Annotated in this window: 13 protein-coding genes, 1 tRNA gene and 1 pseudogene; 10 read left to right on the top strand and 5 right to left on the bottom strand. The window is 42.8% G+C overall.

Translation table 11 applies throughout. The annotated features are described in order from the left end of the window. A pseudogene (locus tag BLS65_RS18210) lies at positions 1 to 248 on the top strand (hypothetical protein); the annotation flags it as partial. 193 nt (positions 249 to 441) lie between these two features. Here the strand turns inward: BLS65_RS18210 and BLS65_RS07800 are convergent. After that, positions 442 to 819: a lipocalin family protein gene (locus BLS65_RS07800; RefSeq protein WP_092437659.1), complete on the bottom strand. Its 378-nt coding sequence runs from the start codon at positions 817 to 819 to the stop codon at positions 442 to 444. 641 nt (positions 820 to 1,460) lie between these two features. After that, positions 1,461 to 1,537, bottom strand: a tRNA-Pro gene (locus tag BLS65_RS07795). Positions 1,538 to 1,745: 208 nt separating this feature from the next. Here BLS65_RS07795 and trxB point away from each other — a divergent pair. Then, positions 1,746 to 2,726: a thioredoxin-disulfide reductase gene (gene trxB / locus BLS65_RS07790; RefSeq protein ID WP_212590514.1), complete on the top strand. Its 981-nt coding sequence runs from the start codon at positions 1,746 to 1,748 to the stop codon at positions 2,724 to 2,726. A gap of 71 nt (positions 2,727 to 2,797) precedes the next feature. On the opposite strand, the gene BLS65_RS07785 is transcribed toward trxB, so the two are convergent. Then, positions 2,798 to 4,045 carry an aminotransferase class I/II-fold pyridoxal phosphate-dependent enzyme gene (locus BLS65_RS07785; protein ID WP_092437654.1) on the bottom strand — a complete coding sequence of 416 codons (1,248 nt, stop codon included), beginning with the start codon at positions 4,043 to 4,045 and terminating at the stop codon, positions 2,798 to 2,800. Between the two features lie 233 nt (positions 4,046 to 4,278). Here BLS65_RS07785 and BLS65_RS07780 point away from each other — a divergent pair, with 233 nt between their 5' ends. The 6 genes from BLS65_RS07780 (at position 4,279) to BLS65_RS07755 (ending at position 10,224) form a co-directional block, all read left to right on the top strand. After that, entirely contained in the window at positions 4,279 to 5,073 is a 795-nt protein-coding gene (locus tag BLS65_RS07780; protein ID WP_092437652.1) for an outer membrane protein assembly factor BamD, read from the top strand. Positions 5,074 to 5,097: 24 nt separating this feature from the next. Further along, on the top strand, positions 5,098 to 5,442 hold the full coding sequence (locus tag BLS65_RS07775) for a DNA-directed RNA polymerase subunit omega (protein WP_092437649.1): 345 nt from the start codon (positions 5,098 to 5,100) through the stop codon (positions 5,440 to 5,442). Positions 5,443 to 5,448: 6 nt separating this feature from the next. Continuing rightward, positions 5,449 to 6,648: a bifunctional phosphopantothenoylcysteine decarboxylase/phosphopantothenate--cysteine ligase CoaBC gene (coaBC, locus tag BLS65_RS07770; RefSeq protein ID WP_092437646.1), complete on the top strand. Its 1,200-nt coding sequence runs from the start codon at positions 5,449 to 5,451 to the stop codon at positions 6,646 to 6,648. A gap of 14 nt (positions 6,649 to 6,662) precedes the next feature. After that, positions 6,663 to 7,583 carry a type IX secretion system protein PorD gene (gene porD / locus BLS65_RS07765; RefSeq protein WP_092437643.1) on the top strand — a complete coding sequence of 307 codons (921 nt, stop codon included), beginning with the start codon at positions 6,663 to 6,665 and terminating at the stop codon, positions 7,581 to 7,583. A gap of 20 nt (positions 7,584 to 7,603) precedes the next feature. After that, positions 7,604 to 9,265, top strand: coding sequence for a DNA repair protein RecN (recN, locus tag BLS65_RS07760; protein WP_092437641.1), 1,662 nt, complete (start codon positions 7,604 to 7,606; stop codon positions 9,263 to 9,265). Between the two features lie 119 nt (positions 9,266 to 9,384). After that, positions 9,385 to 10,224, top strand: coding sequence for an enoyl-ACP reductase FabI (locus BLS65_RS07755; protein ID WP_092437639.1), 840 nt, complete (start codon positions 9,385 to 9,387; stop codon positions 10,222 to 10,224). 70 nt (positions 10,225 to 10,294) lie between these two features. Here BLS65_RS07755 and BLS65_RS07750 read toward each other — a convergent pair whose 3' ends face one another. After that, the gene (locus BLS65_RS07750; RefSeq protein ID WP_092437636.1) at positions 10,295 to 11,155 is read right to left on the bottom strand and encodes a sigma-70 family RNA polymerase sigma factor; all 861 of its coding nucleotides are present in this window, start codon (positions 11,153 to 11,155) and stop codon (positions 10,295 to 10,297) included. Positions 11,156 to 11,245: 90 nt separating this feature from the next. Beyond that, the gene (locus tag BLS65_RS07745; protein ID WP_092437634.1) at positions 11,246 to 12,697 is read right to left on the bottom strand and encodes a Do family serine endopeptidase; all 1,452 of its coding nucleotides are present in this window, start codon (positions 12,695 to 12,697) and stop codon (positions 11,246 to 11,248) included. Between the two features lie 312 nt (positions 12,698 to 13,009). Here BLS65_RS07745 and dapF point away from each other — a divergent pair, with 312 nt between their 5' ends. Further along, the gene (gene dapF / locus BLS65_RS07740) at positions 13,010 to 13,783 is read left to right on the top strand and encodes a diaminopimelate epimerase (protein ID WP_092437632.1); all 774 of its coding nucleotides are present in this window, start codon (positions 13,010 to 13,012) and stop codon (positions 13,781 to 13,783) included. 27 nt (positions 13,784 to 13,810) lie between these two features. After that, a complete protein-coding gene (locus BLS65_RS07735) occupies positions 13,811 to 14,185 on the top strand; it encodes a DUF1987 domain-containing protein (RefSeq protein ID WP_092437630.1) in 375 nt (124 codons plus the stop codon). Positions 14,186 to 14,196: the final 11 nt, after the last annotated feature.

Here is a 14,196-nt window from a genome sequence, read left to right as displayed (position 1 = left end):
ACTTTTACGGCGAGAATGAAAATGCCATCCGCACCCAGGTTTGGTGCACGCTGATCGCCCAGCTGCTCATGACCGTGATCCAAAAGATGGCCAACACCCAGAAAGCATTTTCGGTGGTGGCAACGCTAGTCCGGATACACCTGATCAGCCTACTCGATGTTTTTGAGCTGCTCCGCAGCACCAAGCGGGACTACTTAAATAAGCGAGGTTCGCCAGATTTATACGGTCAAATTAAACTTATTTTCTGAGGGGTGCTTTTCTAATAATCAAAATCGTTGCCTGTATTTATTGGGATGCAGAGGCAATAAATGAATATTTAGAGTTTAGTCGGACAGTAGTGTAAGAATATGGTAAAACATACGGTATTCACTTATTCCTTTCACGAAAAGCACAACTCCCCAACGGGCTAACGATTAGTGTATGACTCTATATGCCGATTCCTTAATTAAACGACCATCGGATCAATCCAATTTCAGCTACCTTCGTTTCAATTACGAGAGAACCAACACTGCTTTCTACAACATTATAAGCAGTAACACCGTCCAAAGTGATAGTTTTGGCATCGTCAGACAATTTCCACGCTCCCGATTCTATACTGTCACAATTATCCGTAATAACGTATGTTCCATCGGCTTTAAAATCCCACTTCGAATTCGGGTCACAGGTTGTTGCAACAGTCACCCCTGCCACAGTCTTCGATTGTAAAGTCCAGACTTTTACTATCGGATTAACTGATATATTTTCCTCTGCAAAAGATGCAAAGAGAAATACAGATAATACCGCAATAGTTAAAATGAGCAAATAATGAAAGTTTTTCATGCTGTTTGTTTTAATTGTCAATAATATAAATGCAAATTAAGGCATTCCGTTGCGTACATAGATTACACAATTCCGTTTTATAGTTACATTATTCACATGTTTTGGGGAGCAGGACTGAATTTTTTGTTAACTCAAAAATAAAATTTTCACTATTCCCGGCAATAAATATCAGATTGAATGTAAACCTAAATAACATTCGCTACAATTCATTATGTGCAGATATGGACTATTTCGGTAAATATTTCATTACCAGATAAAACAACATACATTGTTTCTAATTCATTCACTTTCGGATTAACAATTAAAAGCAAGATTCAACTCACAAATGCAACTTGGGTTAACTGATTGTATGTCACAATAGGAGATAAATTTCTAAATTTACATTTGCAGAACACCGACGGGGAGAGTCTCTCTCCCCCACCAAACGCCCACGCACCAGAACTTACGGGGTTCCTATTTGAATGTTTTTGGGGGTGGTTGCAAAGCAGAAACCTTGCAGCACCCGTTACTTTGTGTTACTGGATTGTTACCGGAATAGCGAGGTTTACGGGGATTGGGAAATGGCCAAAAATGAAAAAAGGCTCTCAAAGTGTTAGTTTGAGAGCCTTTCCGCTCTTTAACGGGTTCTACCGTTTTATATTTGGTCGGGGTGACCCGACTCGAACGGGCGACCACTTGCACCCCATGCAAGTACGCTAGCCAACTGCGCCACACCCCGCCTTATTTTGAGGTTGCAAATGTAAGGTTCCTAATTGAATTTATCAAGCCTATCCTAACTTTTTTCTGAACAATTCACGGCTTCAATAGTTGATAATAAGCAAATTTATAAACAGCCATCATAAACTATCGAAAGAGTTATTTCTTACTTTTGCTTGCACATTAGAATCAGAAACCACAAAACATACATAATGAGCTTTTTTAAGAAAATGGAGTCGAACGAAAAAGGTTCCGACAACAAATCCCAAGAGAGTGTTGAGCGCGTAAGGTGTCTAATTCTGGGCAGCGGACCTGCAGGCCTAACGGCAGCAATTTATGCCGCACGAGCCAACCTAAGCCCAGTCCTATACGAAGGGCTTGAGCCCGGAGGTCAACTCACCACCACCACCGACGTAGAGAACTTCCCCGGATATCCCGAAGGTATTACCGGACCCGAGATGATGGAAGATCTCAAAAAGCAAGCACTTCGATTTGGAACCGACATCCGATTTGGGCTGGCTACAAAGACCGATTTATCCGTTAGACCATTCAAGGTGACCATCGACGAAAAAACCGTTATTGAAGCCGAAACCTTAATTATCTCAACCGGTGCTACCGCCAAATACTTAGGCATGCCGTCGGAAGAGAAATATAAGGGTCAGGGAGTATCAGCGTGCGCAACATGCGATGGCTTCTTTTACCGCGGACAAGATGTTGCCGTGGTTGGAGGTGGCGATACCGCTGCAGAAGAGGCCCTATACCTCAGCGGACTCTGCCGTAAGGTCTACCTAATTGTACGCAAGGACTATCTACGTGCATCCAAGGTCATGCAAGATCGAGTAGCCGGAACAGCCAACATCACCTTACTTTTCGGACACGTCACCAAAGAAATCGTTGGAGACGACAAGGGTGTAACCGGTGCGCTTCTAACAAAACTCACGGGCGAGGATGTTAAAATCGACATTACCGGGTTCTTTGTAGCCATCGGTCACAAACCAAACTCCGACATTTTCCAACCAGCCCTCCATACCGATGAGGTTGGTTACATCAAAACGATTCCAGGAACCAGCAAAACCAATATTCCTGGCGTGTTTGCTTGTGGCGATGTTCAAGATCCACACTACCGCCAAGCAATTACTGCTGCCGGCTCTGGATGTATGGCAGCCATCGATACAGAACGATTCCTCGGAGAAGTTGGCGCACACAGCTAAGTTCGGTCCACAAAAGCACAAAAGAAAAGGCGAGGAAAATTTCCTCGCCTATATATTTTGCCGTAACTCAATTACGCCCCTAAGTTAGGCATAGTCTCGCTGCGATACTTACCTGAAAGTAGCTTATCGCGACATTCGGTAAAGCACTTAACTGTATAATCAACATCTTCCAAGGTGTGGGCAGCCGTTGGGATAATCCGCAACAAAATTTGGCCCTTTGGAATAACGGGATAAACTACAATTGAGCAGAAGACACCAAAATTTTCCCTTAGATCCATAATAAGGTTGAGGGCTTCACCCAACTCACCATGCATCATAACTGGAGTTACCATCGATTCGGTTTTCCCAATATCGAAACCAGCTTCACGGAATCCCTTCTGAATAGCGTTAGCGATAATCCAAAGTTTTTCGCGTAACTCCGGCTGAGTCTGCACCAATTCCAAACGCTTAAGAGCACCAATAACCATCGGCATTGGAAGCGATTTAGCATAGATCTGTGAGCGCATATTGTATGCAAGGAAGTCAATTACATCCTCTTCGCTGGCCACAAAAGCACCAATCCCGGCCATCGACTTTGCAAAAGTACCAAAGTAGAGATCGATCTTGTCTTGAACACCAAAATGCTCACCAGTTCCAGCACCGGTAGGTCCCATGGTTCCAAATCCGTGGGCATCGTCCACCAACAATCTGAAATCGAACTCGCTCTTCATCGCGGTAATCGCCTTCAGGTTGCCAAGGTCACCAGCCATACCAAAGACACCTTCGGTAATAACTAAAATACCACCGCCAGTTCTTTCTACCCATTTGGTAGCTCGTTCCAACTCCTTGTGCAGGTTTTCCATATTGTTGTGTGGAAAAACAAAGCGTTTTCCTGGAAACAAGCGCAATCCATCAATGATACAAGCATGCGAATCAGAGTCGTAAACTACTACATCGTTACGACCGACTAAGGAGTCAATAATAGATACCATTCCTTGATAGCCAAAATTGAGTAGGTAGCCCTTGGGCTTACCAACAAAATCGGCTAACTTTTGCTCGAGTTCTTCATGCTTCCGAGTTTGCCCGGACATCATCCTAGCCCCCATTGGGTAACCCATACCATACTGAGCAGCTCCTTCGGCATCAGCCTTCCTAACTTCAGGATGATTCGCAAGACCTAAGTAGTTGTTAAGGCTCCAATTGAGCACTTCCTTACCACGAAACATCATACGAGGCTTGATTTCACCTTCGAGCTTTGGAAATGCAAAATAACCATGTCCAAGCTTTTGGTGCTGTCCTATAGGTCCACGGTTTTGTCTGATTTTCTCAAAAATATCCACGGCAACAATATTTAAATTGACGTTTTAAAAATGAAATAGAGGCGCAAAACTAACTTTTTTTTCGGAGTTTACCCATTATTAAAACTATTTTGACAACACCTAATCGGAATAATTATTAGCGTAGTCATTCAATTATTCTACCTTTGCACCTCTGATGCTAAACAATAACTCGAAAGAAAAAAAGTTTAGAATAGTATAAAACTAATGATTAACTTTGTCCGTTATTTTAAGGTATGAATAAGATAAAGCTACTTTCGACTACAATCATTGCCATAGCGGTCCTTGCAGGCTGCAGTGGTTACGAGAAAATATTAAAGAGTAAGGATAATGAGCTTAAATACAGCAAGGCTCTTATGTATTACGACAAAGGCGATTTCTATAGGGCCTCGCTGCTCTTGGAACAGATTCTACCTATTTACAGAGGAACAAATCGTGCCGACACCGTAAACTTTTATTACGCTTACAGCCAATACGGTCAAGGAGATTACCTTCTGGCCTCTAGTTATTTCGACACTTTTAGGAAAAACTATCCTAAGAGTAGTTTTACCGAGCAATCGGAATACCTCTACGGATACTGCTTTTACCTCACCTCTCCCCGACCTGAACTGGATCAGGAAAACACCAACTTTGCAATTGAAGCGTTCCAAGAGTTTCTCTCAAGATATCCAAATAGCAAAAAGGCAGAGGAAGCAAAAAATTTAATTACCGAACTTTTCAATAAGTTGGAAGAGAAATCATATAAAAGTGCTTGGCTTTACTATCACACCGAGAACTACAAAGCAGCAATCGTAGCGTTAGGAAACTCGATTAAAGATTATCCGAATTCGAAACATCGCGAGGAGTTGATGTTTCTCATTCAGAAATCAGCATTTCTCTATGCCGAAAACAGCATTGCTACAAAACAAAAGGAGCGCTACCAAGCAACTGAGGACTATTATTTTAACTTTATTGCAGAGTACCCGCAATCGGAAAATTTAGTCGAAGCGAAAAAGATGCATGAGACAGCGCTCAAGGCACTCAAGAACTAGAAATAATTAAAATTCAAATACCATATGGACTTTAAGAAAATCAATGCGCCAACAACCACGGTTACCAGAGACCTTGATAAGTTGGACAAGCCTACAGGAAGCATCTACGAATCGGTAATGATTATCTCCAAAAGAGCCAATCAGATTTCGGTAGAATTGAAGCAGGAACTCAATCGCAAGCTTGAAGAGTTTGCTAACTATTCCGACAACCTTGAAGAGGTTTTTGAGAATCGTGAGCAAATTGAGATCTCTAAGTTCTACGAAAAACTTCCTAAGCCAACACTCATTGCCGCTCAGGAATTTATGCAAAACAAAATTTACTACCGTAATCCTAAGACTACTGAGGAACAAGCGGTGCCAAACGAATAATTGCATATGCTTAAAGGGAAGCACATTATAATAGGAGTAACGGGGAGCATAGCCGCCTACAAAGCAGCACACCTTATCAGGCTTCTGAAAAAGGAAGAGTGTGAAGTTAAGGTTATTATGACCCCCCTCGCCAAAGAATTCATCACCCCGCTCACACTGGCTACCCTTGCCAAAAGCCCTATCCTGGTAGATTTCTTCAACCCAGAGAATGGTGATTGGAATAGCCACGTTGACTTGGGTATGTGGGCCGACGCCTACCTTATTGCACCGGCTACGGCCAATACCATGGGCAAAATGGCCAATGGTATTGCCGATAACCTGCTGCTTACCACCTATCTTTCGGCCAAATGCCCTGTGTTTGTTGCTCCGGCAATGGATCTGGACATGTTCCAGCATGCGGCTACCCAAAACAACATCCAGAAACTTCGCTCCTACGGTAACCATATTATTGAACCAACTGCAGGGGAACTTGCCAGTGGGCTTATTGGTAAAGGACGCATGGAAGAGCCAGAACAAATCGTGGCATACCTTAGCCGCTTTTTCGATCTAAAAAAAAAGCTTAACGGGAAAATCTGTCTTGTAAACGCAGGTCCAACCTACGAAGCAATCGATCCGGTTCGCTTTATTGGAAACCATAGCACCGGGAAAATGGGCTTCGCTATTGCTTACGAACTGGCAGAAAGAGGCGCCCAAGTGGAGTTAATTTCTGGTCCAACCAACGAAACCATTGCTCATCCGAACATCAGCGTAACCAAGATTACTTCTGCTGCCGAAATGGCAAAGGTATGCATATCTAAATTCCACGAAGTTGACATAGCAGTTCTTTCTGCAGCAGTGGCCGATTTTACTCCAGTAAAAGTTGTATCCGAAAAAATTAAGCGCGAAAAAGAGAACTACACCATCGAACTTACACCAACTACCGATATTGCAGCCGAACTGGGGAAGATTAAGCGACAAAACCAGATCGTTGTTGGATTTGCCTTAGAAACAAATAATGAAGAAGTCAACGCAAAGACTAAGCTTAAACGCAAAAACCTCGACTTCATTGTTCTAAACTCCCTCCAAGATGTTGGGGCTGGATTTGGCCAAGACACCAATAAAATTAAGATATACTCTAAAACTGGAGAGGAATTCCTATTCGAATTGAAAACAAAAAAAGAGGTAGCAACCGATATCGTTGATGCCATTTGCAACATTCAACAATAACCAACTGAAGGAAAATGAACAAGCCCCTTTCTATATTGCTAGTCCTATTCCTACTCCTTGGGTCGAACCTTTCGGGTCAAGAGTTGAAGTGCAACATCCAAGTAAACTCCTCCAAGATACAAGGAACGAACCGAACAGCGTTCCAAACGCTCCAAACTGCACTTTACGAGTTCATGAATAACTCCACATGGACCGACCATGTTTACACTCAGGAGGAGCGAATCGATTGCAACATACAAATAAATATAACCGACCAAATTGGATCCGACCAATATAAAGGAACCATACAGGTGCAGTCGCGTCGTCCTGTTTACGGTAGTTCTTATAATACGGTAATGCTCAACTTCCTCGACAACGACCTCGACTTTAAGTATATCGAATTCGACAAGTTGGAGTTCAATATTAACAGTTTTCAGTCAAACTTAACTTCAGTTCTGGCCTACTACGCATACATAATTATTGGCCTTGATTACGACTCGTTTAGCTTCAAAGGCGGCTCCGACTACTTCCTAAAGGCCGAAAAAATCGTCACCAATGCTCAAAATGCCCAAGAAAAAGGATGGAAACCATATGAAGGGTCGAGAAAAAACAGGTATTGGCTCATCGAAAATTTACTGAATGAAAAGTATTCGCCCATGCGGGAAGTCAGCTACCGTTACCACAGGCAAGGTCTCGACAGAATGGCAGACAAAACCGTTGATGGTAGAGCAGAAATTGCCGAAGCTCTTACATCGATTCAGAAAGTATATCGCGTAAAACCAGACCCATACCTATTCCTACTCCAAGTATTTTTCGATGCAAAATCGGAGGAACTCGTAAATATTTTCTCGGAATCGTTCCTAAGCGAAAAAACACGTGTATACAACATTCTTGTAGAAGTAGACCCAACCAGAGTTGACACCTACAAAAAGATAAACGAGCAATCTCAGGATTAACCTTAACCCTCCGAATTGCCATGCTACAGCAACTGAGAATTGAAAATTTTGCCCTGATTGACAAGCTAGACATTAGCTTCGAAAGCGGCTTATGTACCATTACGGGCGAAACTGGTGCCGGAAAATCAATTCTATTAGGAGGGCTTTCCCTTCTACTTGGCAATAGAGCCGATTCAACAATAATAAAATCGGGAGAAAATAATTGTATTGTTGAAGGACACTTCAACATAAAAGCCTATAAGTTACCGCCGTTCTTCGAAGAGAACGATCTCGACTACGACGACATTACCATAGTAAGACGTTTAGTCTCGTCTAGTGGAAAATCGCGAGCCTTCATAAACGAGATTCCGGTGACGCTACAAACGCTTAGAGACTTCTCCCTTCAACTCATTGACATTCACTCGCAGCACGAAAACCTATCGCTCGCCAATAGCATTTTTCAACAAAAAGTGGTTGATGCGATTGCTGGTAATGCACTTTTGCTTGACACGGCAGCAGCAGCTTACCGCAGCATGTTAGATGCAGAAAAAGCATACCAACGACTAAAATCTGAAAGCGAAAGAGCAAAAGAGGAGGAAGAGTATATTCGTTTTCAGGTAGAGCAGCTAGCTGCTGCGAGTTTAAAATTAGGCGAACTAACCGAACTGGAAGCAGAGATAAAACAGCTAACCCACGCCGAAGAGATTAAAGCAGCCCTTACCTCGGCGGAAAACGCACTTGATAGCGAGAGCGGAGAAATCTCTGGGATTCCAGCCCTTACCGAAGCCGATGCGTATTTGAAACGAGTGGTAGAATACCTTCCTGCCCTACCCGAACTCTCGGAAAGACTTTACTCCTGCCTAATCGAGGTTAAAGATATTGCAAGAGAAATCACCTTACTCAACGATCACCAAGATATTAATCCAGAACGGCTCATCACCGTTCAACAACGGATGGATTTACTATATACACTGATGCAGAAACACAAATGCAAAAGTGAAGATCAGCTAATTGCTATCCAATCCGATTTAGAACAAGAATTGCTGCTGATTCTAAACAGCGATGAAGAATTAAAGAAAAGCGAAGACAACCTGACCGAACAGGAACTAAAGTTTCGAGCGATCGCTCTTCAATTAAACAAAGCCCGTAATGGGATTAAGGAGCAGATCATCTCAAAAACAGAGGACATGCTCAAGAAGTTAGGGATACCCAATGCACGTCTAGCTATTGAAATTGAAGCTAATTCAGCGCCAACTGTAACCGGAAGCGATAAGGTAACTTTTCTCTTCTCGGCAAATATGGCTTCGCCACTACTGGATATGGGCAGAGTTGCATCGGGCGGTGAAATGTCACGATTGATGCTTGCGCTAAAGGCACAAATGGCAAAAGCCATTGATCTCCCGACTATCGTTTTTGATGAAATCGACGCAGGTATATCAGGCGAGATAGCCCACAAGATGGGCGAAATAATCGCACAGATGGCACAAGCCATGCAGGTAGTCAATATCACCCATCTTCCACAAATTGCAGCCAAGGGAAGCCAGCATTTGATGGTTTACAAGGAAACACTAAACGGCAACACCACCACAAAGATAAAGCGGCTAGACAGTGAGGAGCGAGTAGTAGAAATTGCTAAAATGCTTAGTGGCCAAAAACTCTCCGAAGCCGCAATGCAAAACGCCAGAGAGCTACTGGCTCAGTAAGATGAACGCTGAGAATTGAACAATTAAACAGAATCACAGTTAATCAATAATAACCGAGTTAACCTGTATTGGGTTTATTCTTATTTGTACGAAATAATCTTCACTAAATAATAACAGCTATGCCTTACAGCTTACTAAAAGGGAAAAAAGGATTAATTTTTGGCGCTTTAAACGATCAGAGTATTGCATGGAAAATTGCAGAACGCGCACACGAAGAGGGTGCAAGCATTGTGCTTTCCAATACAGCCGTTGCCATGCGAATGGGGTCGGTAGATGAGCTAGCGGCAAAATGTAACTCGCTTGTTATTCCGGCAGATGCAACCAACGTCGAGGACATTGAGAATCTCATGAAGCAAACCATGGAACATTTTGGCGGAAAGATTGACTTTATCCTCCACTCCATTGGTATGTCGCCCAACGTTCGCAAAGGATTTACCTACGACGATCTAGATTACCCAAACTACCACAAGACATTGGATATTTCGGCAATGTCGTTTCACAAAATTCTTCAGGTGTCGCGCAGATTGGATTCCATAAACGAATGGGGATCAATCGTGGCCCTCTCTTACATTGCAGCACAACGCACCCTTTACGGTTATAACGATATGGCCGATGCAAAGGCTTTGCTGGAAAGCATAGCCCGCAGTTTTGGCTACATTTATGGACGGGAGAAAAAAATCCGTATCAACACCGTATCCCAATCCCCCACACCAACCACTGCCGGAAGCGGCGTAATGGGTTTTGGTGGTCTACTCGACTTTTCGGAACGAATGTCACCGCTTGGCAATGCAACCGCAGAGGAGTGTGCAGACTATTGTATCACGCTATTTTCCGACCTCACGAAGAAAGTAACTATGCAAAACCTATTTAACGATGGAGGATTTAGCAGCATGGGTATGAGTCGCAGTGCTATGGAAGTATACAACCGCAACTTAGACGATTGTATCGATTGCAAATAAACAACCCCACCAATAAATAAAAAAGGTTCCGAAAATTCGGAACCTTTTTTATTGCTGACCAATACGCCAACTAACCTAAATAACTTTTGAGCAACTTACTTCTTGACGAGTGACGAAGACGACGAATTGCCTTCTCCTTGATTTGGCGAACGCGCTCACGGGTGAGTCCAAACTTTTCACCAATCTCCTCTAATGTCATTTCGGAACAATTAATTCCGAAGAAGTATTTAATGATATCACGTTCTCTTTCGGTAAGTGTTGCCAGAGCCCGTTCAATCTCCTTGCTCAGCGACTCCATAATAAGAGCGCGGTCGGCATTTGGAGAATCGTTATTAATAAGCACATCGAGAAGGCTGTTATCCTCACCCTCAACAAAAGGTGCATCGACAGATACGTGACGACCTGAAACGCGAAGGGTATCGGTAACCTTTTCTTTCGGTAGTTCAAGCACCTCTGCAAGTTCCTCTGGTGAGGGTGTCCTCTCAAATTCTTGCTCAAACTTCGAAAATGCCTTGTTGATTTTATTCAACGAACCCACTTGGTTCAGCGGAAGACGAACAATACGTGATTGTTCTGCCAACGCCTGCAGGATCGATTGACGAATCCACCAAACAGCGTAAGAGATAAATTTAAATCCACGTGTTTCATCGAACTTCTCAGCAGCCTTAATAAGCCCGAGATTACCTTCGTTAATAAGGTCAGGCAAGCTTAAACCTTGGTTTTGGTATTGCTTAGCCACTGATACAACGAACCGAAGATTAGCACGTGTAAGCTTCTCAAGAGCGGCTTGATCGCCCTTCTTGATTCGCTGCGCTAGATCAACTTCTTCCTCAACGGTAATAAGTTGTTCCTTACCTATCTCCTGAAGGTATTTATCCAAGGAGGCGCTCTCCCTGTTTGTAATTGACTTAGTGATTTTTAACTGCCTCATCTACTAGCTGAAATTTGTGCAAAGGTACGTTATAATAACGAATGATTCAATTTAATGTTTGGTTCTACTCACTATTTTTTAGCTTTTTCTTTACTTCTTCAACCCAATGGCGTAGTAAGCAACCACTCCGTTGGGATAAATTCCTTCTATTAGGATTCCTCCTGATGCATTCCTTAAAACATCCGCCACATCATCAACTTCATAAATCGGATTGCGATCAATTTGCGTTATGATGAATCCTTGCTTTACCCCTTGATCCTTAAGCAAACCGCTATGAAGTTCAACAATTTCAACTCCACCTCTTAGCCCGAACCTCTTTTTTAACTCATCGGAAACTGGTGCTAACTTTGCACCAAGGGCAGCTGCACTGTCGGAGGCTTTGACGATATCGGTAGAACCAACCTTATTACGCAGAACAACCTTAAAGGGTTTCTGTTTATTTTCGCGGACTACTATTACATCAACGGCTTCCTTTGGTCGAAAACGGCTCACCTGCTCCTGCAACTCCGATGGACTATTAACAGCAACCCCATTAATGCTAAGAACAATATCACCCCCTTTAATCCCTGCTTCTGATGCACCACCATTTACATCCACACCAGTTACCAGCACACCCTTCAACTCCTTGACACCAATCTTATCGGCCTCTTCCTGAGTCAATTCCTGAATACCAATGCCAAGGAACGCCCGCTGAACGGTACCAAACTCCTTAATATCGTCTACTACCTTTTTCGCAATGGAAACCGGAATAGCAAAGGAGTATCCTGAGTATGAACCAGTACGGGAGGCAATGGCGGTATTAATCCCAACCAATTCGCCCCGAATATTTACCAATGCACCTCCGCTATTGCCTGGATTCACTGCAGCATCGGTCTGGATAAAAGATTCAATGGCCGATGACGCACCTCCTGCGGCAATTAGATTAACATTGCGGGCCTTTGCGCTAACAATCCCTGCGGTAACGGTAGAAGTTAGATTGAATGGATTACCAACCGCTAAAACCCATTCGCCAAGCCTTAGATCATCGGAATTACCAATGGGAATGAACGGCAAATTTGTTCCATCAACCTTTAATAAAGCAATATCTGTATTGGGATCGGACCCAACTACCTTGGCCTTAAATACCCGCTTGTCATTAAGAACTACCGTGATCTCACTGGAGCCATCAATCACATGATTATTGGTAATAATATAGCCATCGCCCGACAGTATAACGCCACTCCCAGATGCTTGCTGAGGTTGCGGCTGAAATCCCTGATTTGGATTTCCAAAGAAGAAATCCAACATAGGATTTCCTGAAGAATAACCTGATTGACCATAATAGGTAGTTTTAACATGCACCACTGCATGAATGCTATTTTCAGCAGCGTAGGTAAAATCGGTTGGGGCTTGATTTCCGATGCTTACAAATTGAGACGCTGGATTATTCCCCATACTAGCCTTTACGGTAGAACCGGCAAACTGCTTGGAGAAAAAATAGGAAGAAGATATTCCTGACAGAACTGCAACTAAGACAGACAGACCAATAACATGTTTCTTCATCGCTTTACATTTTAATGATTAACAAATAAAAAACAAACCCTCAATTTCACGAAGGAAGATTCTTTTTCGGAAAATACAGTTGTCTTAAAAACTCAAATTGTATGCCTTTGTTTTATGCTAGTATGTTAATTAACAAACCTTAACGAAAATCACAGATAGACTGAAAAGATGTCAGTTTTTTCACGTCACAAAATCATCACCTTTCAACGCTTCGATTCCGAAGACAAGTGTAGGATCGGATTGTTTTCTGCGTTTACTGCAGAGTAGTGAAAGGATTTTTATATGTTTGTAGGATAAACGATCAATGAGAAGATGGAAGTCCCCTTTGTAAAATACCACGGTGCTGGAAACGACTTTGTTATTATAGACAACACATCGGCTGCCTATACACTAACTCGAGAAGCAATTGCCTTCATCTGTCACCGTCGTTTTGGCGTAGGCTCCGATGGGCTAATGCTGATTGAAAAATCGGAAGAGGCCGCCTTTTACATGCGCTATTTCAACAGCGATGGAAACGAATCAACCATGTGCGGTAATGGAGGCCGGTGTATTGCTCACTTCGCTCACAGCATTGGGTTGGCCGGTGAATCCATTTCGTTTATGGGCATCGATGGACCACACCAAGCCACGATTTTAGCACCCGATCGGATTAAGCTTAAAATGAAAAATATTGATCGTGTAGACCATCACCCCGGATATTACTTCCTAGATACCGGTTCACCTCACCATGTTGTATTTAAAGATGATGTAAGAAATACAGATGTGGTAACCGAAGGGAAAAACATTCGCTATAGCGACAAATACCCAGCAGGAACCAATGTTGATTTTGTAGAAATTCTTGATACCAACCGGATTTTTGTGCGAACCTACGAGCGGGGTGTTGAAGACGAAACCCTATCGTGTGGCACAGGAGTGGTTGCTGCAGCCATAGCAACCAATATCTCAGGAAATCCCAAGGATGTTTTCATTATTGAGACGCGCGGAGGTGAGTTAGAAGTTTCATTCAGCTATCAAAAAAATGAATTTATTGATGTGTATCTCACCGGACCTGTTAAATTTGTATTCTCAGGAAAAATTGTTCTGTAACGTTGTCCCAACCAATTCAGTGAAGAGATGAGAAAACTAACCTATGACGAAACACCCGACTCCCTTGAAGTTACATTAGACAAGGAAAAGAGCCGTTTTGAGTTCTATGGAAAATCGCTTCCCGAAAATTGCAACGACTTTTTCAACCCCATCCTGGATTGGTTCACGGAGTATATGAAGGAGCCAAACAAGGAAACCATTGTTACCTTCAAACTTGATTATTTCAACACCTCTTCCTCCAAAAAACTGCTTGAAATATTTTTCCGGCTACAAGAAATTCACAAGCAGAAAAAAAACGTAATGATTAACTGGTATTACCAGAAAGAGGACGACGACATGAAAGAATCGGGCGAAGCATTTGCAGAGATGGTGGTAATCCCCTTTAAGATTATACCGTATTAGAATACAGAAAC

It is taken from the genome of Williamwhitmania taraxaci (assembly GCF_900096565.1).
Taxonomy (GTDB): domain Bacteria; phylum Bacteroidota; class Bacteroidia; order Bacteroidales; family Williamwhitmaniaceae; genus Williamwhitmania; species Williamwhitmania taraxaci.
The sequence above is the reverse complement of the archived record's forward strand: the minus strand, read 5'-3'. Positions and strand labels throughout refer to the sequence as shown.

What these genes read in the sequence shown, in the direction of transcription:
- BLS65_RS07800 (WP_092437659.1), bottom strand. Translation starts at nt 819, where the DNA reads ATGAAAAACTTTCATTATTTGCTCATTTTAACTATTGCGGTATTATCT.
- trxB (WP_212590514.1), top strand. Translation starts at nt 1,746, where the DNA reads ATGGAGTCGAACGAAAAAGGTTCCGACAACAAATCCCAAGAGAGTGTT.
- BLS65_RS07780 (WP_092437652.1), top strand. Translation starts at nt 4,279, where the DNA reads ATGAATAAGATAAAGCTACTTTCGACTACAATCATTGCCATAGCGGTC.
- BLS65_RS07775 (WP_092437649.1), top strand. Translation starts at nt 5,098, where the DNA reads ATGGACTTTAAGAAAATCAATGCGCCAACAACCACGGTTACCAGAGAC.
- coaBC (WP_092437646.1), top strand. Translation starts at nt 5,449, where the DNA reads ATGCTTAAAGGGAAGCACATTATAATAGGAGTAACGGGGAGCATAGCC.
- porD (WP_092437643.1), top strand. Translation starts at nt 6,663, where the DNA reads ATGAACAAGCCCCTTTCTATATTGCTAGTCCTATTCCTACTCCTTGGG.
- recN (WP_092437641.1), top strand. Translation starts at nt 7,604, where the DNA reads ATGCTACAGCAACTGAGAATTGAAAATTTTGCCCTGATTGACAAGCTA.
- BLS65_RS07755 (WP_092437639.1), top strand. Translation starts at nt 9,385, where the DNA reads ATGCCTTACAGCTTACTAAAAGGGAAAAAAGGATTAATTTTTGGCGCT.
- BLS65_RS07750 (WP_092437636.1), bottom strand. Translation starts at nt 11,155, where the DNA reads ATGAGGCAGTTAAAAATCACTAAGTCAATTACAAACAGGGAGAGCGCC.
- BLS65_RS07745 (WP_092437634.1), bottom strand. Translation starts at nt 12,697, where the DNA reads ATGAAGAAACATGTTATTGGTCTGTCTGTCTTAGTTGCAGTTCTGTCA.
- dapF (WP_092437632.1), top strand. Translation starts at nt 13,010, where the DNA reads ATGGAAGTCCCCTTTGTAAAATACCACGGTGCTGGAAACGACTTTGTT.
- BLS65_RS07735 (WP_092437630.1), top strand. Translation starts at nt 13,811, where the DNA reads ATGAGAAAACTAACCTATGACGAAACACCCGACTCCCTTGAAGTTACA.